The following is a 19,677-nucleotide window of genomic DNA, read 5'->3' as shown; positions in this document are numbered from 1 at the left end:
AAACATTTTTGAAGCTAATGCTTCATTCATGTCCTATTATACCTGAATGCTATACGGCATTCACAACCGCCCCTGCCAAAGGACCTCAATTTATTCGTAAAGCTTCGTCAGTGGCACCGATGCAGGTCCTTCCAATACTTCTCCATCATAGGAGAAACGGGAGCCGTGGCAAGGGCAATCCCAAGAACGATCGCCGTCGTTCCATTCGCATTCACAGCCCATATGCGTACAAGTTCTGTCCACCAGATGAAGTTTACCTTCTGGATCTTTGTAGGCGCCAACCCGTTTGCCGTCATGGAAGACAACGGCTCCTTCGTCTGCCTCCAGGTCACTTGTCTTTTTGTGGACGATCTCAACTTTTCCCGCTACAAGCTCTTTTGCCACATTGGCATTTTGAACGAAGAAGCTCTTTAGGCTGGCGCCAACTTTGAAGCGGGATGGATCGTATAGCTCTGTATATGGATTATCTTTGCGCTGAATCTGATCCGAGATGATTTGAGCGGACAAGGTACCGCTTGTCATGCCCCATTTTCCGAATCCCGTAGCGATATAAATCTCTTCGTTGTCTGAAATCTTGCCGATGTAGGGAACCCTGTCCAGGGTAATTAAATCCTGTGCCGACCAGCGGTAAGGGATCGATTTGATGCCCAGCAAGTGACCTGCGAACAGTTCCAGATTCTCATAATGACCTATCGTGCAGATGCCTTGGCCTGTCTTATGATTCTCCCCACCTACGATAACCAGAGGATGTCCTTCCCACTCCACAGCACGCAGAGAACGGGTTGGTTCGCTGGCGCTTAAATACATTCCACCCTCAAAATCCGTTTCGGGCTGGATCGCCATACAATAGGAACGTTCAGCATGAAGTCGCGAGAAATATAACGCACCTCCATCGTAGAAGGGGAAATGAGAAGCCGACACAGCGTAACGGCAGGTGATGCGGTGGTCATTCTTTTCTGTAAAAAGCGTAAGCTTATCGTTCTTCTCCACCTTGTCCGTCATCATCGTATGCTCATAGATCACGCCACCTTTTTCCACGATAACCTTCAACAAGGCCTTCAGATATTGCAGGGGGTGAAAACGAGCTTGTCCTGGTAATTTAATCGCACCGCTCGCCATCAGAGGGATAGATACGTTATCCAGCCATTCACCGGGCAGACCCAATTGTTCATAGGCTTTATACTCTTCTTCCAACTCTTTAAGCGTTTTATGATCTTCAGCATCCGCGTATAGATAGGCTGCTTCACGTTTCATGCCGCAAGACACTTCAAGTTCTTCAGCTGTATTTATGATCCAATTCATAGCCCTATGATTTGATTGATAATAGAGAAGGGCGTTCTCTTTTCCGAAATGCTTCATCAAATGATTGTAGATTAATCCGTGCTGGGCAGAGATTTTGGCGCTTGTAAACCCCGTAGTACCGCTGAGAATTTCCCCTGCCTCCAATAGCGTGACCTTGTATCCAGCTTTGCTTAAGAGATAGGCTGTAGTAATGCCTGTAATCCCGCCGCCGATCACTGCGACATCTGTAGTAATATTTTCAGTCAGCTTTGGAAAAGTCGGTAAATCCGTAGTGTCTCTCCATAATGATTCAGGAAATTGCGGGAGACCTTGCGTTATTTTACGATGTGGATCCATCTTATTATCCCTCCATCTATACAATACTCATTTCATTTATTACCACAGACCCGTTAAAAGAAACTCTGTGTTCATATGTGTAGTGCATGAATTCAGAGAAATAGTGCCAAAATAAGGTGGCATCCGGGAAGCGCAGGATAAATAGGAGGGATGATCCATGTCAGTTCAACAGGATAAGCACGATGTTTTTCTGGAATGGATCAAGGGTGAATTGGACGGATTCGCCGATTTAATCGAAAGGACGCTCGTAGCGCCTTTTGGGCAGATCAACTTAATTTATATTAAAAGCGTTACAGATTCGCAGACACTCAGTCGCCATGTGATTACACCATTTTATGAGATGGGCGATACTAACGCTTACCTTGATTACATTACGACGTATCCGGGCACGGAAGAAGAGACTACGAAGGAAACAGCGATCAATCTTTTGCTTAGCGGATATGTTCTTCTTAGCATAAATGATGTGATTTGTTTTTATGACGCAATGAGTACGGAAAGTAGTGGTGTCAGTGAAACGTCTGCAGAAAGCATTTCTCAGGGACCTTCAGATGCGCTAACGGAGGATCTTGCGGTGAATCTGAACATGATTCGTCGGCGCTATCAATCCACTAATCTCAAAATGGAAACCATGGTCATCGGCGATGTCTCCAAAACAAAGGTGGCAATCCTATATGATACTAAGCGTGTTGATCATAATGTGTTAGAGGAATTAAGGGAGAAGATGAGTACCCTAAAGGTTGATATTTTACAGGCAATGGGAGAACTTGAGAAATTTATAAGTAGTGACAGTCTGAGAATATTGCCCAAGTCCATTGTGACCGAAAGGCCTGATAGAGTCGTATTTAATTTGTCTGAAGGAAAAGTAGCGATACTCCTGGATACAACGGGATATGCGATAGTGCTGCCTTCCATATTTAACGATTTCTTTACATCCATGGATGATAAAATCCAATTTCCTATTGTGGGTCGGTTCTTAAAGCTACTCCGGATTATCGGTGTGTGCATGACGTTGTGGCTGCCTGCGATCTATGTAACACTTACCTCTTATAACCCCGAGATTATTCGTGTACAGGTTGCACTGCTCATTTCAGGTAGTCGTGCGACTGTGCCCTATCCATCTTTTGTAGAAGTGCTCTTAATGCTTATGATGATGGAATTTCTGACCGAGGCGAGTTTACGGCTTCCCAAGGCGATTGGTCCTACGGCCACGACGGTCGGAGGTCTAATCTTGGGTCAAGCAGCTACGGCTGCAGGGCTTGTAGGTAACATTATGATTATATTGGTCTCGGCCGTTGCAATATCCAATTTTCTGATTCCATTGAATATGATGAGCTTGTCGATACGCGTGCTGAAGTACATTTTTCTTATAGCTGCCGCTGTTCTAGGAATGGTTGGTGTAGTGATCTGTGTGGTGGGGTTCGCGATGTATTTATGCAATCAACGGAGTTTTGGACAACCCTATTTCAGGTTGTTTTTTCTTGATAACTTTGGTAAGAAGAAGGGCGGGAAATATTGATGGCCAAAAGCCGTTATTTCTACTGTCTTTTTCTGATGAACAGCTTGATTAATATCATTAATTTTGTTCCTAGGGAACTAATAGACAGACGTTTTTCAGGTGCTTTGATATCCATACTAATTGGAACGATCTTTGGCACTTTGTTTGTTTATATATTTACTGTATTGATTGCTAAGTTCCCCGGAGAGGGTTTTCCAGAAATATTTTACGCTTTGCTTCCTAAGAAGTTAGCCAGAACCTTGCTACTCCTTTTTGCTGGTTTATGGTGTATGGCCGGTGGGGTTACGCTACTTTCTTTTGTAGATATCACGCTGCGGTTTATCAGTCCGGATTCGAGTCCTTATACTGTTGTGATCAGTTTTTTAGTCCTGGTCTGCATCTGCTGTCGTTTCGATTCTCTATCCATCTTGTATGGGCTTGAAATCATTCTCAGCGTAACCTTACCGTTAATTATTTATGGCCTCGTAAAAGCATTGACCAATCCGGACTTCAATTGGGATTCTGTTCTGCAGGTCTTAACATACTTCTGGCATAAGCCGGACCTAATGAGCCTTTCGGCAGCTACCTTTTCTTTTAGTGGTTACTTAAACCTTGCTATATTTAATCGGGTATTTCATGGGCTGAAGCTAAAGCATGTTTGGATTTTAGGGGTGGAGGGACTGCTCGTACTTCTCTTAACCTTTTTGGTCCCCATCGGTTACTTTGGAACCATTGCAATTGATAGACATGTGTATACATGGTTCTCGACGGCCGATAGTATTCGGATGGAATCCTTTATTATTGAACGGATGCTGTTTATTTTTTATTTCGCCTATTTGAGTTTATCTCTGGTGAGTGTAATTGTTCATTGGCATGGAGGTCTAGAGCTTTTTAAAGGTGCCGTTTCATCTGTAAAAAAACAGTCCCCAAAAGCAGAGCAATGGAAAGAGTGGAGCATCCTAGTCTTGTTTAGCGCAATGGTTCTGTCCTTAATGGGGCTGAATCAATATCAACTTAACATGTTTGGTGCCTGGTTTCTGCAAATTCGCTGGTTTGGTGAGATGTTCATCATCGCTCTGTTATTTTATTGTTATCGCAAAGTTAGGAGGGGGAACCTGTGAGAAGATTCCTTGCCGGAATTGGGATTACCTTATTCCTTCTTCTTTCTGGTTGTGACTTCAAGGAGATTGATTTGCGGATTTTTGTGCTGGCGATCGGCGTTGATCAAGGTGCAGAAGAAGGCAATTTTAAGATTAGCTTGAAGCTTGCCATCCCTCAAGGGGATGTTACCAAGATTGATGAGAAGATGCAAATATTGACTGAGGAGTCTCCGAGCATTTCGGAAGCGCTTCGTAGAATGAAATCCAGAGTGGAAAAGGAGCTTGATTACTCCCATTGTAAATCGATTATTTTGGGGGAGGGGGTTGCGCGTAAAGACATTCTACATGTTATGGATTGGGCTGTGCGACGTAGAGATATGCAGCTTATTCTTAATTTCGCAATAGGGCGTCCGGAAGCACTTCAGGTTCTACAGGTAAGACCCCAATCGGAGCGGATCCCATCAAATTCTCTTATTCTGGCGATGAGTGGACAAGGCACGGAGTCTCCATTTATTTCTAGTGTATATTCCTTTCAGCTGATGAGAAATATTTATGAGAAGGGAATTGATCCGATTCTACCGATTATCGAGGCAAGAGGGGATAAGGAGTTTTTAATAAATAAAATTGCTCTGCTTAATAATGAGAAAATTAAAATGGTTCTTACTCCCAACGAAACACGGTTATATAATCTGCTGTCGCGCTCGAACTTACGAACTAATTTGCCGGCCCATTCAGAGGGAGTTATGTATCAGTACTACACAGAGAGATCGTCCTCAGACTACAAAATTCTGACGCCAGAGCACGGGAAAGCTACTATTCGATATCATATTAAGATTAGAGGGATTCTCGAAGAAAGTAGCAGTCCGGATCTGGTGACTAATGGTAAGTTGGAGGGGATTGCGGCAGCCGGGGGAAGAGAACTGGAACAAGATATATTATCGTTATTGACTAAAATTCAAGCTAGTGGTCTGGATCCATTTGGGTGGGGTCTGCACTATGGAGCCAGGCATTTTAATAATGATACCGAAATGGAAGTGTGGAAGGGGCTTTATGCGGGTCTCGATTTTCAGGTCAAAGCTGACGTTGACATCAAATATTCTGGATTGATTAAGTAGCTGAGAGAGTAAACAGTGGATAAAAGTGGGATTGACGTTCTTACGTTCGCGATTTATACTTGATCTAAAAATAAGTTAGAGGATGATAGCAATGAAAAGTCTAAATTTGACTTCCCAACGTCAAGCCGTTTACGATATCGTCCTTAATTCACATGACCATCCCACAGCCGCGGAAGTGATGAACCGGCTAGTAGAGCAAGGTCATAGCTTAGCATACGGTACTGTATATAACTCTCTTCGTTATCTTTCAGATAAACAAATGATTCGTGAGCTCAAGCTCGGTGAGGCTGCCAGCAGATATGATGCCCGCATGGACGATCACCAGCATATCATTTGTGAGGTTTGCGGTGCGGTTGATGAGGTAATGAACCAAGTTCCACGAGACTGGATGAACACAGTGGCCAAGGATACAGGTTATACGATTGGTCATGCTCATGTGGTATTCGGAGGCGTCTGCCCGAACTGCAAGAACAAGAACGTGAACTAGGGATGAAAGAACCGGAGCCTTTTGCTGCGGTAATGATAAGAAATAGGCTTATTTGAGTAGATCGCTCTCTTTGAGGCGGTCTTTTTGTTGCGTTTATATGACAATTCTTAAGAATGATGAGAAAAATGAAGAAAGATAGGAGGAAAATCGGTTCCAAAGGAGGATATATAATTATATAGTAAGTCTGGTAAATAAGTCCTTCTTTAAGACTCGAAGAGAGAGAGTGTGATGACAACTATGAACAAAAAAGCGGGTATGAGTATCCGAACCAAATTAATTCTTACATACCTACTAGTTCTGCTCTTACCCAGTATCATTATAGGTTGGCGTACCTATCAATCTGCCAGCCATGAAGTGGAAGATCATCTGGTGAGCAATGCTACTGAAAGTGTTGTGGCAGTAAATGAAATCATCAACTCGAATATTCAATCCAAAATAGATGCTATTTCTTATTTTGCCGCTGAGTTCACTGCTGAGAGTGCCAACAGGGAGGCAACAGGGCAGACGGCAGCTTCTATGGAATCCAGACTGAAGGAATATGCTGTGCTGCATCCTGATGTTCTAGACATCTATGTTAGTACAAGCAGAGGGGAATCCATCCATGCTTCGGAAGCCAAGCTACCTGAAGGCTACGATCCAAGGAAGGAAAGTGCTTATGTGAATTCTCTGAAGCACGGGAAGGGTGTGGTGATCTCTCCGGCCTTTCAAACCGTAAATCAGGAAACGGCAGTTGCCATATCAACGGTCCTGAAGAGCGGAGACGGGGTGGTTACCTTGAATCTCAATCTCTCCACTTTAGGAGCTTTGACCTCGGCTAAGGTTGGCAAGGAAGGATATATTATTATCCTTGATAACAGCAAGAAATATCTTGTTCATCCAACAGAGGTTATTGGGCAGGAATCATCGGCTGATTTTGTAAAAGAAATGTTCAAGGAAGAACAAGGTACCTTTGATTATGTTTACAAGGATACGCACAAAAAGATGACGTTTATGGTGAATGAGCTTACGGGCTGGAGAATCGGCGGTACGATAAGCATAGATGAAGTGACTTCGGCAACAAGCGGGATTCGCGATACAGCGCTGCTTGTTATCGTAGTTTCCGTTTTACTTGCACTGATCGTGGTTTATTTTAATATTCAATCTATTCTGAAGCCGCTTACCCGTCTGCGCAAAGCAACTGCAGTGATAGCTAAAGGGGATCTGTCCGAAGACATGGGGGCTTTCCGTAAAGATGAGATTGGTATGCTAGCAGAGAACTTTCAATTAATGGTGCTCAGCCTGCGCGAGATGATCATAGGTGTGCAGGAGATGACGAGTAATGTCTCCTCTTCAGCCGAAGAGCTAACTGCCAGTGCGGAGCAGAATGCTCAAACGATCGAACAAATGACGATAGCAATTCAGGAGGTAGCAGCAGGGACTGAACGGCAGGTAATTGGTGTACGAAAAGGAATGGAAAGTACAGCGGCGACGACCAGCGAAGTGGATCATATTTCTGTATATATGGAGCAGGTCTCTGCGATGATGGACAAGACTTCACTCTCTGCTTCGGAAGGAAATGATTCTGTCATCAGCGTGGTGGATAAGATCAATGGTATCGATAGAACGGTGGGTGAGCTTGGCAGTGTAATCGACAAGCTAAATGAAAGGACCGGTCAAATTGAGGGCATTGTCGGCGTCATCACAGGGATTGCCCGTCAGACCAATCTGTTAGCTCTCAATGCATCTATTGAGGCGGCCAGAGCTGGAGAGCATGGCCGTGGATTTGCCGTTGTTGCTGCTGAAGTGCGTAAGCTGGCAGAGGAATCAGAGAAATCAGCGCATTTGATTGCTGAGCAGATTACCGCCATTAATAGTGAGATGACACTGGTGACCCATACGATGGAAGACACAAAGCAGCGCGTAACCGAAGGGATTGAGGCCGTGGATACTTCCGGACGTTCTTTCTCCCGTATTCGTAGAGCGGTCAAGAGTGCCGCAGAGAAGATTGAGGCAATGGGTGGGGCTGTACAGACCTTATTGGTGGAATCAGATCACATGGAGAAGGCTATAGGAGAGATTCGTGGCATTTCTGAAGAAGCGGCTGTGAATACAGAGACCATCGCAACGGCAGCGCAAGAGCAGCTCGCTTCTGTTGAGGAGATGGCATCTTCATCTACCGATCTTAGCCATCTTGCAGAGGAACTGCAAAAGCTTGTGAGTAGCTTTAAAATACACTCCTCCAAGTAATAATATATATTTCATATAGGAAAACGATGCTTTTATCTTCCCTTTTGCAGCCCTTTGCAAGTATACTGATAAACAATAATGTTGGGTTAGGCAACGGAGAGAGGAGAGATAATAGTACATGGCAGAGCAACTGAAAGGGTTCACGGTCGCCTTGGCGGGTCCGCGCAAATCGGAAGAGATGGCCAAGCTGGTGCAAAATATGGGGGGGACGGCGTTATGCCGACCTGCTCAAGGTACAGTCTTTCTTGATGATGAGGCGTTGGAGGAAGGATTGAATTCATGGATTAGTGATCCGCCTTATTTGGTGATCCTTACCACAGGCATGGGACTGGATGCTCTCTTCCAAACGGCTGAACGCCTGAATATCGCTGAGCGTTTCTTAGAAGTCCTTTCTGGTTCTATTATTGCTGCACGGGGTTATAAGACAGTGAATGCTTTGAAAAAAAGAGGACTTACGCCGGAGGTTCGTGACGACGACGGAAGTACGATCGGATTGATTCGTGGGCTTCAATCTCTGGATTTGCAGGGCAAGGAGGTCGTACTGCAGCTGCACGGCGATCCAGCGCCTCGTATGCTCGAATGGCTGCAGGAGGCTGGGGCGAATACCCGCCAAGTGCTGCCGTATCGTCATACTCTACCAGAACCGGGTGAGCTTGAAAGATTGCTTACAGAAATCATAGAAGGTAAGATTGATGCCGTGGCTTTTACGAGTGCGCCACAATTTCGTTTCCTCTCTCAATTTGCTCGGGAACAGGGTAAGCTGGAGGAGATGCTGAAGTCTTTCGAGGATAAAGTGCTTGCTGTTTCTGTAGGGCGTATTACCTCTGAGGCACTTAAGGAAGAGGGCGTACAGCGTATCATCATGCCTGAGCATGAACGGATGGGGAGTATGATTGTAGAGCTGGGCAAATATGTGGGGGCGAATCGCTAGCCCACAATGTGCGGCAGCTTTACAAGATCGACGTTACCACACAGAAGCATTCCCGCCGGGTTCAATGGGTGGGGATGCTTTTTTACCCGGAAGAGAATGCCTTAAGAGTAGTAAACCTGCCATCTGCATGGACATTCGCAGCAGTTTTCCTTAGAATATAGGCAACATGTGATGAATAATAACAATGAATAAGGAGGAGGATCCCCATGGACAAAAGAAAATGTCTGTTACTTGGTGATTATACCCATCCCCGTTTCCATCCACTTCAAGGAGTGGACCAACAAATTAGCGAGATCTTAAATGATTTATTAACCGTTCAGTGTTCAGAAAATAAAAAAATGATGCGCATTGAGCATTTGGGAAGTTATGACTTATGCATTGCCTACAACGAATTATGGAATGAAACGGTATCTCCTCAGCAAACCGCTGGCCTACTCAGCTACGTGAGCGGTGGTGGAGGACTAATTGTTCTTCATACAGGTGCTTCATTGACGAAGCGTAACGAATTAGCTCAGCTGATCGGGGGCCGCTTTAATGGTCACACCGCTTACGAGCCAATGAATTTTAAGGTGCTGGAGCATGACATTACTGAGGGCGTTGAAGACTTCCAGCTGGATGAAGAGCCTTATCATTTCGAATTTGATCCGTTCACAGATCGGACTATTCTTCTTCAGTATGAATCGGAGGGGCAATGGCTTCCAGCTGCATGGTGCCACAGCTATGGTTTAGGACGAGTAGTATTCCTTATGCCTGGGCATCATGAGCCATCCTTCCGCCATCCAGCACTGCGTAAACTGATCTTGCAGGCAGCTACTTGGGCTGCACGCATTCCGGTAAGCAACTGAGTGATATCGCATTTTTTTGAAATACGCACACAGTGAGGTATACTTTAATCATCAACTCCGTTTGTAACGAAACGGAATCTTTGGGAGGAAGTACTATGAGTGATTTGTTTAAAAAAGCGATCTCTTTAGGAGTGGGCCTCACCATTGTTAGTAAGGAAAAAGTAGAAAAGGTTGTTGAGGAACTAGTGAAGCGTGGGGAGCTTGCTCCTTCGGAGTCTAAGGCCCTAGTTGACCGTCTGATTGAACGCGGTGAAGAAGAGCGAGGTATGCTCAAGTCTGTTGTACAAGAACAAGTACAACGCGTGTTAAAGGAAATGAAGGTTCCTGCACAAAGTGATATTGATGAGCTGGAAGGCCGAATTGCTGTATTGGAGCGTCGATTGGCCGAGCTGGAGGGCATTTCCCATCTAGAAGGAACATCGGCGGAAACGCGTACGGACTAAATGGCAGTACGTATTAGACATGCCGGACGATACCGGTCCATTGCCATGGCGCTTATGCACCATGGTTTTGGCTATATGGTGGAGGAGCTGGGGCTCTATCATTTATTATCCCTTCCACGCCGTCTTGTAACGCAAGAAGCTCATACAAGTCTTACGCTCGGGGAGCGGATTCGGCTCGTATTGGAGGATTTGGGTCCAACCTTTATTAAGCTTGGACAACTCGCCAGTACCCGTTCGGATCTGCTGCCTGATTCTATTATTCAAGAATTGGTAAAACTACAGGATAATGTCCCCCCGTTCCCTGTGGAGCGCGTGCGCACGATTGTGGAGCATGAACTCGATCAACGGATGGATGAAATCTTTAATTCCTTTGAGGATACTCCCCTTGCGGCTGCGTCGATCGGTCAAGTGCATAGAGCTGTTCTTCATAGTGGGCAGGTGGTGGCTGTTAAAGTTCAGCGCCCTGGCATACTGCGAACGATGAGTAGAGATTTGGAAATTCTCAAAGATCTAAGTGCTCTTGCTGAGAAGCAGCTAGGCTGGGCAAGGCAATATCAGTTGTCCCGTATGGTAGAGGAATTCTCGAAATCTCTGCTTGGCGAGCTGGATTACGGCCAAGAAGGCCGCAATGCAGAGAAAATTGCTCAACAGATGGATTATAACGGAGTATACATCCCGGATATCTATTGGGACTACACTTCAGCACGGGTGCTGACGATGGAATATGTGGTAGGAATTACGCTGAGTCGTCGCGATGAGTTATTGAGTAACGGAGTTAAGCTTAAGGTTATCGCTCAGCAGCTCGTGGAAATGATGCTAAGGCAAATCTTCATTCATGGCTTTTTTCATGCGGATCCGCATCCCGGGAATGTTATACGAATGGCTGATGGGAAGCTGGCTTTGATTGATTTTGGCATGATGGGTCGGCTGAACGAAGAGATGAAAGAGCAGCTGTCTGCGCTTGTCATCGCACTAATGCGCAAGAATACGGATGCGATGGTCCGGGCAATTTTGCGTCTCGGAGTCATCCCTGAGGATGCTGATCGAACGGCGTTGCATAATGATATGGATCGACTTCGCGAAGAGTATTATGATGTTCCGTTTAGTAAGATGAGCATAGGTAAAGCGCTAAATGATTTGTTTGGCATTGCTCGCAAGCATCGATTAGTCCTTCCGCCGGATCTAACGATGCTTGGTAAGACGATGCTGACGCTTGAGGGTGTCATTAGCAACTTGGATCCAACGATTAGCATTTTAGAGATGGCAGAGCCTTTTGGACGGGAACTTGTGAAGCAGCGATTTAGTGGTCCCCGATTGCAGCGCAAGCTCCTTGGAGGCGTAGCCGATTTAACGGAGAGTCTTCTAGAGCTTCCTGGGCAGGCAAGGCAGTTATCCGCGCTAATTAGTAAGGGGAAAATAAAGGTGGAGGTAGTGGCACCTGAGATAAAGAATTTAGAGCGAAAGCTGGACCGGGTTGGGAACCGCTTAGCGTTTAGTATTGTGATGCTTGCGTTCAGTATCATCATGGTTGGACTCATTATTGGCACTGCAATGCGCGGTCAGCCTTCAGTGTTATGGAATTTCCCTACAGTGGAGATTGGCGGCGTAGTAGCGCTTCTGATGTTCTTATGGTTGATCTTTGCGATTTTTAAATCAGGAAGGTTCTAACCTACAACTACAGGATAGAATAATTATTATTCTGCAGTTTCACACAAATGCCGTTCTATCAAGTACAATATAAAAGATAACTTTCTAAGCTTAACTTTACTTCTATTGTATAAAGTGGAATGGAACGCAAATGGAGTGCCGTCTAAACGTCCGGTGGATCGCTGCTGCCCAGAAACCGAACTTTGACCGCACTCTTTTAACGGGTCAAGGGATACATGGGACGGAAGAATGCCGGTGACGGGGTTCTTCCGCTTTTGTTTGAATATAGCTGAATCGGAAGCATACGCCCCCAAAAGGACAGTCGGGTAGGGGCTGCCTGAATAGGGCTTTGGAAGACGGAAGTTAAGTAAGAGATGTAATCAAATTTAACTGAGAAAATAGTGAGGTGGAGAATTTGCCGGGATTTAAAGAATTAGGTGTTTCAGAATTACTGTGTACATTGCTTCAAGGTCAAGGCATCGTTAAGCCTACACCAGTGCAACAGGAAGCAATACCGCCATTGGTGCAGGGTCTGGATGTAATTGCAAGAGCGAAGACAGGTACAGGGAAGACATTAGCTTTCTTGCTGCCAATTATGGACAAGATCCACACGGAGCGAGCTTATCCGCAGGCGCTAATTATGGCTCCAACTCGTGAGCTCGCTTTGCAGATTACAGAAGAGGCACGAAAGCTGGCGCGTCATACGGATATCAAAATCCTGGCCGTTTATGGTGGTCAGGATGTTGAGAAGCAGCTGCGTAAGCTCGAAGGCGGCAGACATCTTATTATCGGTACACCGGGTAGACTGCTAGATCATATGCGCCGGGAGACGCTCGATCTTAGTGGCGTTAAGATGCTCGTTCTGGACGAAGCGGATCAAATGCTGCATATGGGATTCTTGGAGGATGTAGAGACCATTATTACGGCTGTTCCTTATCGCCGTCAAACGATGTTGTTCTCTGCGACGATGCCAGATCCGATTAAACGTCTCGCAGCTAATTACATGAAAGAGCCTCTGGATATCATTATTAAGAGTGGTTCTCCGATTCCGCTGGATAATATCAAACAGCAAGTCGTAGAAGTCTCAGATCGTAATAAAGAAGAGGCACTCAAAGCATTGATTGAACGGGATCGTCCTTACTTGGCTATTATTTTCTGCCGGACTAAACGTCGGGTGTCCAAGCTGAACGAAGCACTCCAAGCAGCAGGTTATGATTGTGATGAGCTGCACGGCGATTTGTCTCAAGGTAAACGTGAAGGTGTAATGAAGAGATTCCGTGATGCGAAGCTGCAGCTTCTTGTAGCTACAGATGTAGCGGCTCGGGGGCTGGATGTCGAAGGTATCACCCATATCTTTAACTACGATATGCCACTTGATGTGGATAGCTATATTCACCGGATCGGCCGGACAGGCCGTGCCGGAGGTAAAGGGCTTGCAATCACGTTCACTTCTCCACGTGAGCAAGATGGACTAGATTTGATTGAGCACGGCATATCGCAGCGCCTGGATCGTCGCCGTTACGACAAGGATGAATTCGGCGTTGGCGAATTCGTTGCAGTACAAAGCGGCGGACGCCACGGCGGTCGTCAAAGCGGTGGTGCTGAGGCAGCGCGTACGGGCCGCGGACCAAAGACCGGCGGCTCTGGCCGCGGCGGAGCTCCGCGCGGCGAAGGCGGAGCGCGGCAAGGTGGCCGCGGCCGCGGTAAGGAAGCAGGCGGCTGGGGTGCGCCTGCAGAAGGTCGCCGCGGCGGCCGTTCTGATGCGGCGGCTGGCAAGCGTGGCGGCAGCGGTTATGACGCTGCCGCTCCAAAGGGCGGCGGCAAGGCTGCCGGCGTAGTGCGAGTAGGCGGCGGCTATGGCGCCTTCGCCTCCAGAGGCGAGGCGCCCGCCAGCGGCAACGCGGCAGCGCCTAGCACTGGTTCGCGCGTTGCGAACCGCAAGGGCGGACCAAGCACTGGCTACAGCGAGAACGTAGCCAGAGGTGCAGACGGTGGTGCCTACGTTGGAGGCACGCCACGAGGCGGCTTAGGCAGCGGCTACGGTGCAAGCCCGTCTAGAGGCGGCGGTAAAGGTGGAAAAGGTAGCAAAGGCGGTTACGGTGGTGCCAAGGGTGGCGCTGGTAAAGGTGGCCGCAACGGCGGAAACTCTGGCTCCTCACGCGGTGGACGTGGCAGCTCCGGCGGCTTTAAAAGCGGCGGCAGAGGCACATCCAGATAAAGTAAGTGGAATTTCATAGCTAAAACTTGTTACCATAGGGAAGTTAGCAGACAAGCTAATCACCTATGGTAACTTTATTTTGTGGGCAGATTTGAGCGATATTTGTCTAAAAAAGGATCTTAGTGTAACATTTTTGAAGGAAAGCCTGTCTAATAGATAAATATAGTGTTTCGACTTCGAGGAGGAAGAACTTGCAGATGTCTAAAAAATTAAAAATATTAGTCTTGTTAATTGTCGTTATTGCTGTTGGGTGGGGGATTGGGAAGTATACGACGCCTTCTCCTTCTGCTTCAGATAGTAGCGGTTCCAATATAAATGTGCAGGATGATCTTCAAGCTAAGCCTGGTGAAGATGGTAATAGCACTGAAGAGGGCATAACAGACCCAGTGGTAGCTAATCCATCTAATACAACGGATCCCTCTGATCCGTCCGAACCGGATAGTAACGGCAAGGGAAATAGCACTGATGATTCTTTTAAAGGGCCTGACAGCATAGCTGTGATGGTAAATAAGGAGTATGGACTGCCTGATAATTATAAACCAGCCGATCTTGTCTACCCGGATGTACGGTTTACATTTAAAGAGAAAATTGAAAAACGTATGATGCGCAGTGAAGCTGCCAAAGCTTTAGAGAAAATGTTCGCAGGTGCGGAGGACGACGGAATTTATTTGGCTGGTGTCTCAGCTTACCGTTCTCAGAAAACCCAGACGACACTGTATAATCGTTATGTAGAGAAAGACGGAGAAGAAATGGCCCGCACATACAGTGCCGTACCGGGCTACAGTGAGCATCAGACAGGACTTGCTATCGATGTCTCAGGAAGTGATGGAAAATGTGCTGCGGAGAGCTGTTTCGGTGGGACGAAGGAAGCGGAGTGGCTGGCACAGCATGTAGCGGAATATGGTTTTATCATCCGCTATCCAGAAGGTAAGCAGGACATTACAGGATATAAGTATGAGCCTTGGCATATCCGTTATGTAGGCAAGGATATAGCTACTTATATCGTGGATAAAGATATTACACTGGAAGAATATTATGATGTTGTACCGGTATCCAAATAACAGAATCATAGAGAGCAGTCCTAAGCAATATATAGGGCTGCTTTTTTCTTTCTTTGTGGTTAGAGAGTTTCGATAAGTTGCATTCTATTACAGTTCGGGTAAGATACGTAGTGTAGTCTAAGTACATGGAAGGAAGGGGAATAACGATGTCGATCTACAATTTTTCCGGTGTTACGCCTTCGGGTAAAGAAGTGTCATTCACGGAGTATGAAGGTAAGGTGCTGCTGATTGCCAATACGGCGAGCAAATGTGGGCTTACACCGCAGTATGGAGATCTCCAAAAGCTGTACGAGCAGTATGGGGATCAGGGACTTGTAGTATTAGGATTCCCCTGTAACCAATTTGCGGGTCAGGAGCCGGGTACAAGTGAAGAGGCAGAAGAATTCTGTCAGATTAATTATGGCGTTACATTTCCTGTGTTTGCCAAAGTGGATGTGAATGGACCGGACGCCAGCCCTCTTTTTAATTATTTAAAAGAGCAGCAACCCGGTGCTGGAGACAGCAGCGACATTAGCTGGAATTTCACGAAGTTCCTTATAGATCGTAGCGGCCGTGTTGTCGCTCGGGTTGAGCCTAAGGAATCACCAGAAACGATGTCAGAACAGATTGAGTCCTTATTGTAGATTATTTAGGGACTGATGAATTGTTCTTTTACAAGTATCCCTTCGATCTCGGTCTTTGGCCGAGCTTCGACGGGATTTTCTTTTTTTACATAGGAATATAGAATAGGCGCCTTAAATTTTGTTGTGATAAATTATACTTGACGCTTTACAGAGACCATGTATCCTTTGAAGAGAATGTAATGCCCATGCAAAATATGCATAAAGCGTGGAATACAGCAGGATAATAACGGCAGGAGGGTTCAATACGAGCATGAAGTTAATTACAGAGGTAGCAGCACAAGCGGGAATTGACGAAGAGCATCTGGAACTATACGGCAAATATAAAAGTAAACTATCACCGTCCTTATGGGAAGACATGAAGAACAAACCAGATGGCAAGCTGGTATTGGTCACTGCGGTGAATCCAACCCCTGCGGGCGAAGGGAAGACCTTAACAACCATTGGGCTGGCACAGGCATTGAACGCAGCAGGAGTAAAAACAGTGGCTGCCTTGCGTGAACCATCCCTCGGACCATGCTTAGGCATGAAAGGTGGTGCCACGGGCGGCGGCAAGTCACAGATCATTCCGGCAGATGAGATTAATTTGCACTTTACGGGTGATATTCATGCGGTGACTTCTGCACATAACTTATTGTCTGCGATGATTGACAATCATATCTTCCAAGGTAATGAGCTGGGTCTTGATCCGCAGCGTATCGTTTGGAAACGCGTGATGGATATGAATGATCGTAGTCTGCGGAATATCGTGACAGGACTCGGAGATGGAAATGGAGCTGTGCGGGAAAGTGGATTTCAGATTACAACAGCTTCTGAGATTATGGCTGTATTATGCCTATGTGATAATCTGAGTGATCTCAAAAAGCGTCTGAACCGTATTTTGATTGGATATGACCAAGAAGGACAGCCTGTAACGGCCGAGCAAATAGGGGCAGTTGAAGCGATGACAGCGCTGCTGAAGGAAGCAGTTAAGCCTAATCTGGTGCAGACCCTGGAGGGCACTCCTGTTATTGTACACGGTGGTCCATTTGCGAATATCGCCCATGGCTGCAGTAGTGTTATCGGTACTCGATATGCACTCAAGCTGGGAGATGTTGTTGTTACAGAAGCAGGCTTCGGAGCGGATCTTGGTGCAGAGAAATTCATGGATATCAAATGCCGGCAAGCGGGTCTAACCCCTTCAGCGGCAGTGCTTGTCGTGACGGTGAAATCCTTGAAATATAACGGTGGTGTACCTAAGAATGAGCTCCAAACCGAGAACCGGACGGCGCTGCGCTCTGGATTGTCTAATTTGGAGCGCCATGTAGAGAACCTCGGCAAATTTGGAGTACCTGTTCTTGTTGCTATTAATCATTTTGAAGGGGATAGCCCAGAAGAGATTAATGACGTTGTGGAAGCTTGTCGACGATTGAACGTTCCTGCGGCAATATCCAAGGTGTGGGCAGAAGGTAGTGCGGGCGGACAAGAGTTGGCTTCGGAACTAAAGAAACTTCTGGACCAGAGAGATACTGAACGTTTTGCTCCTCTGTATGAGAATGAACTCAACATCTCTTCCAAAATCACCAAGATTGTTCGTGAAATTTACCGTGGTGCGGAGGTTAACTTTTCCCCTGCGGCTAAACGCAGTCTAGCGGTGATTGAGCGCCTTGGGTTAAATAATCTTCAAGTATGTATGGCGAAGACCCCTTATTCCTTCTCAGATCAGCCTAGACTTCTTGGCGCTCCAGAAGGATTCACGGTAGGTATCCGTGATATTACCCTTTCGCTCGGTGCAGGGTTTGCTGTAGTGATTACGGGCAATATTGTTACGATGCCAGGTCTACCGGCTAAGCCTGCTGCTGAGGCACTATGGATGGATGAGGATGGCGTAATTCACGGTTTGGTGTAGATTTATTTTATGATCAGGCTTTTCCCTGTGGTTTAGGGGGAAGCCTTTTTTGCGCGTTATAAGAAAGTATATCCTGAGGGGGCAGAACATAATGTTCTACGCCCATGGCAAAGCTAACGAGGTCGCAATCGGCAGCAGTGACGGAAAATGCTTAAAATTGTGAACAATCTGAGAATATAGGCGAAAAGACTTGTAATGTGATAAATATCACAATATAATCAGTTTATAAAGTGAAATAAATCACAATTAACTCATCGGTGATCAGATATCTAATTTGGTCAGTCAAGCAATTCGAATATATAACCAGGTTGTCCATTTGAAGGAGGAAGAAAATAATGAAAGTAGCTGTCATTGGATGTACCCATGCCGGAACTGCCGCAATTGTAAATACTGCTAAGCTTCACCCGGAAGCCGAGATTACGGTGTATGAGCGTAATGATAATATTTCTTTCTTATCCTGTGGAATTGCTTTATATGTAGGTGGAGTGGTCAAGGACCCACACGGGCTATTCTATTCTTCCCCTGAGAAGCTTGCTGAGCTTGGTGTAAAGACCAACATGCGTCATGAAGTGACTGTTGTGGATACGAAGTCCAAAACATTGCGTGTTCGCAATTTGGCAACCGGACAGGAGTTTGACGATACCTACGATAAGCTGATTATGACTACGGGATCTTGGCCTATTGTGCCGAAGCTCGAAGGGATTGAGCTGGAAGGTGTCTTACTTTGCAAGAACTATGACCATTCCAATACCATTATAGAAAAAGCTAAACAAGCAAATAAAATCACAGTTGTAGGTGCTGGATATATCGGCGTTGAGTTGGTGGAAGCCTTCCAAATGAACGGAAAGCAAGTTACGCTTATTGATGGTGAGGATCGTATTTTGAATAAATATTTAGACCCAGAGTTTACTGCGCCGATCGAACAATCCTTTAAGGACCATGGTATTAAATTAGCGCTGAATGAGAAGGTAAGTTCTTTTGCTGGTGAAGGTGGTAAAGTTACCAAGGTTATCACAAGTGGAGGGGAGCATGAGACGGATCTTGTAATTCTCTGCATCGGCTTCCGTCCAAATACTGAGCTGTTAAAAGGTCAAGTGGATATGCTGCCAAATGGCGCAATTCTGGTCAATGATTATATGCAGACCAGTTGCCCAGATGTGTATGCCGCTGGTGACAGCTGTGCGATTCATTACAACCCTACAGGTAAGCACGCTTATATTCCACTGGCAACCAATGCAGTACGGATGGGCACATTGGTTGCACGTAACTTAGTGACAGAGACGATTCCTTATATGGGCACTCAAGGGACTTCGGGCATTAAAATTTATGAAGATAATATCGCTGCTACAGGTCTTACTGAAGAAGGGGCTAAGGCTGAAGGGATGGATGTAGAAACTACCATGATTATTGACAACTACCGTCCAGAATTTATGCCAACCTTCGAGCAGGTGCAATTAAAAGTGGTATTTGATCGCGCCACACGCCGCATTCTCGGAGCGCAAATCTTGTCCAAGACGGATTTGACGCAATCAATCAACACAGTGTCTGTATGTATTCAAAATAAAATGACAATCGATCAGCTTGCCTTTATCGATTTCTTCTTCCAACCTCATTACAACAAGCCTTGGAACTTCCTGAATACAGTTGGCCTCGAATCGCTACCAGCATCAGTACCAAGCAAAGAGGCAGTAACCGTATAATTTAATTGCCTGTGAACAATAAAGGGTAAACCGGAGCCATATATGGCTCCGGTTTTTTGTGATTGAAGCTGGTACTATTTACCTTTAAAATAATATGGAGCTTATTCTTATAAATGTAATTATGGATGCGCTTCGTTAAATTTGACATGTCAGTGAAAAGTTTCACTTAGTTTTTCATTAAGTGATAATTATCACGTTAATGTGTTTTATGACACGCTACAATGGTCGTAAAGGAACAAATTTTAAGTAAATAGATGAAGGGG

The 19,677-nt window shown here is 45.9% G+C and carries 15 protein-coding genes; 14 read left to right on the top strand and 1 reads right to left on the bottom strand.

Going from position 1 to position 19,677, the window contains the following annotated elements; all coding sequences use genetic code 11:
- Positions 1-90: 90 nt before the first annotated feature.
- Positions 91-1,638, bottom strand: coding sequence for an FAD-dependent oxidoreductase (locus M2444_RS14505; RefSeq protein WP_280787308.1), 1,548 nt, complete (start codon positions 1,636-1,638; stop codon positions 91-93).
- 157 nt (positions 1,639-1,795) lie between these two features.
- Here M2444_RS14505 and M2444_RS14500 point away from each other — a divergent pair, with 157 nt between their 5' ends.
- The 14 genes from M2444_RS14500 to M2444_RS14435 all read left to right on the top strand — a co-directional run bounded on the left by M2444_RS14500 (position 1,796) and on the right by M2444_RS14435 (position 19,414).
- A complete protein-coding gene (locus M2444_RS14500; RefSeq protein WP_280787307.1) occupies positions 1,796-3,154 on the top strand; it encodes a spore germination protein in 1,359 nt (452 codons plus the stop codon).
- Positions 3,154-4,254 (top strand): GerAB/ArcD/ProY family transporter, encoded by a 1,101-nt coding sequence (locus M2444_RS14495; protein WP_280787306.1) that lies wholly within the window; start codon positions 3,154-3,156, stop codon positions 4,252-4,254. The genes M2444_RS14500 and M2444_RS14495 overlap by 1 nt, the downstream gene beginning before the upstream one ends.
- On the top strand, positions 4,251-5,348 hold the full coding sequence (locus M2444_RS14490; RefSeq protein ID WP_094872082.1) for a Ger(x)C family spore germination protein: 1,098 nt from the start codon (positions 4,251-4,253) through the stop codon (positions 5,346-5,348). Before M2444_RS14495 ends, M2444_RS14490 begins: the two co-directional genes overlap by 4 nt.
- Positions 5,349-5,439: 91 nt before the next feature.
- Positions 5,440-5,835: a Fur family transcriptional regulator gene (locus M2444_RS14485; protein WP_042131422.1), complete on the top strand. Its 396-nt coding sequence runs from the start codon at positions 5,440-5,442 to the stop codon at positions 5,833-5,835.
- A 228-nt stretch (positions 5,836-6,063) separates the two neighbouring features.
- Entirely contained in the window at positions 6,064-8,061 is a 1,998-nt protein-coding gene (locus tag M2444_RS14480; protein WP_094872083.1) for a methyl-accepting chemotaxis protein, read from the top strand.
- 118 nt (positions 8,062-8,179) lie between these two features.
- Positions 8,180-8,992, top strand: coding sequence for a uroporphyrinogen-III synthase (locus M2444_RS14475; protein ID WP_094877336.1), 813 nt, complete (start codon positions 8,180-8,182; stop codon positions 8,990-8,992).
- 206 nt (positions 8,993-9,198) lie between these two features.
- On the top strand, positions 9,199-9,837 hold the full coding sequence (locus M2444_RS14470; protein WP_042192549.1) for a ThuA domain-containing protein: 639 nt from the start codon (positions 9,199-9,201) through the stop codon (positions 9,835-9,837).
- A 95-nt stretch (positions 9,838-9,932) separates the two neighbouring features.
- Positions 9,933-10,280 (top strand): phasin family protein, encoded by a 348-nt coding sequence (locus tag M2444_RS14465; protein ID WP_094872086.1) that lies wholly within the window; start codon positions 9,933-9,935, stop codon positions 10,278-10,280.
- Entirely contained in the window at positions 10,281-11,948 is a 1,668-nt protein-coding gene (locus M2444_RS14460) for an ABC1 kinase family protein (RefSeq protein ID WP_280787305.1), read from the top strand.
- A gap of 394 nt (positions 11,949-12,342) precedes the next feature.
- Complete coding sequence (locus M2444_RS14455) at positions 12,343-14,145, top strand: DEAD/DEAH box helicase (protein ID WP_481857500.1); 1,803 nt, start codon at positions 12,343-12,345, stop codon at positions 14,143-14,145.
- Positions 14,146-14,342: 197 nt separating this feature from the next.
- Positions 14,343-15,206, top strand: coding sequence for a M15 family metallopeptidase (locus M2444_RS14450; RefSeq protein WP_094872091.1), 864 nt, complete (start codon positions 14,343-14,345; stop codon positions 15,204-15,206).
- A 146-nt stretch (positions 15,207-15,352) separates the two neighbouring features.
- Positions 15,353-15,829 carry a glutathione peroxidase gene (locus M2444_RS14445; RefSeq protein ID WP_094872092.1) on the top strand — a complete coding sequence of 159 codons (477 nt, stop codon included), beginning with the start codon at positions 15,353-15,355 and terminating at the stop codon, positions 15,827-15,829.
- Positions 15,830-16,079: 250 nt separating this feature from the next.
- Positions 16,080-17,714 carry a formate--tetrahydrofolate ligase gene (locus tag M2444_RS14440; protein WP_094877331.1) on the top strand — a complete coding sequence of 545 codons (1,635 nt, stop codon included), beginning with the start codon at positions 16,080-16,082 and terminating at the stop codon, positions 17,712-17,714.
- Positions 17,715-18,049: 335 nt separating this feature from the next.
- On the top strand, positions 18,050-19,414 hold the full coding sequence (locus M2444_RS14435; protein WP_094877330.1) for an FAD-dependent oxidoreductase: 1,365 nt from the start codon (positions 18,050-18,052) through the stop codon (positions 19,412-19,414).
- The last annotated feature ends 263 nt before the right edge of the window (positions 19,415-19,677 follow it).

This window comes from Paenibacillus sp. PastF-3 (assembly GCF_029893135.1).
GTDB lineage: Bacteria > Bacillota > Bacilli > Paenibacillales > Paenibacillaceae > Paenibacillus_AQ > Paenibacillus_AQ nitricinens.
Note: the sequence above shows the minus strand (reverse complement) of the source record. Positions and strands in the feature narration are given on the sequence as shown.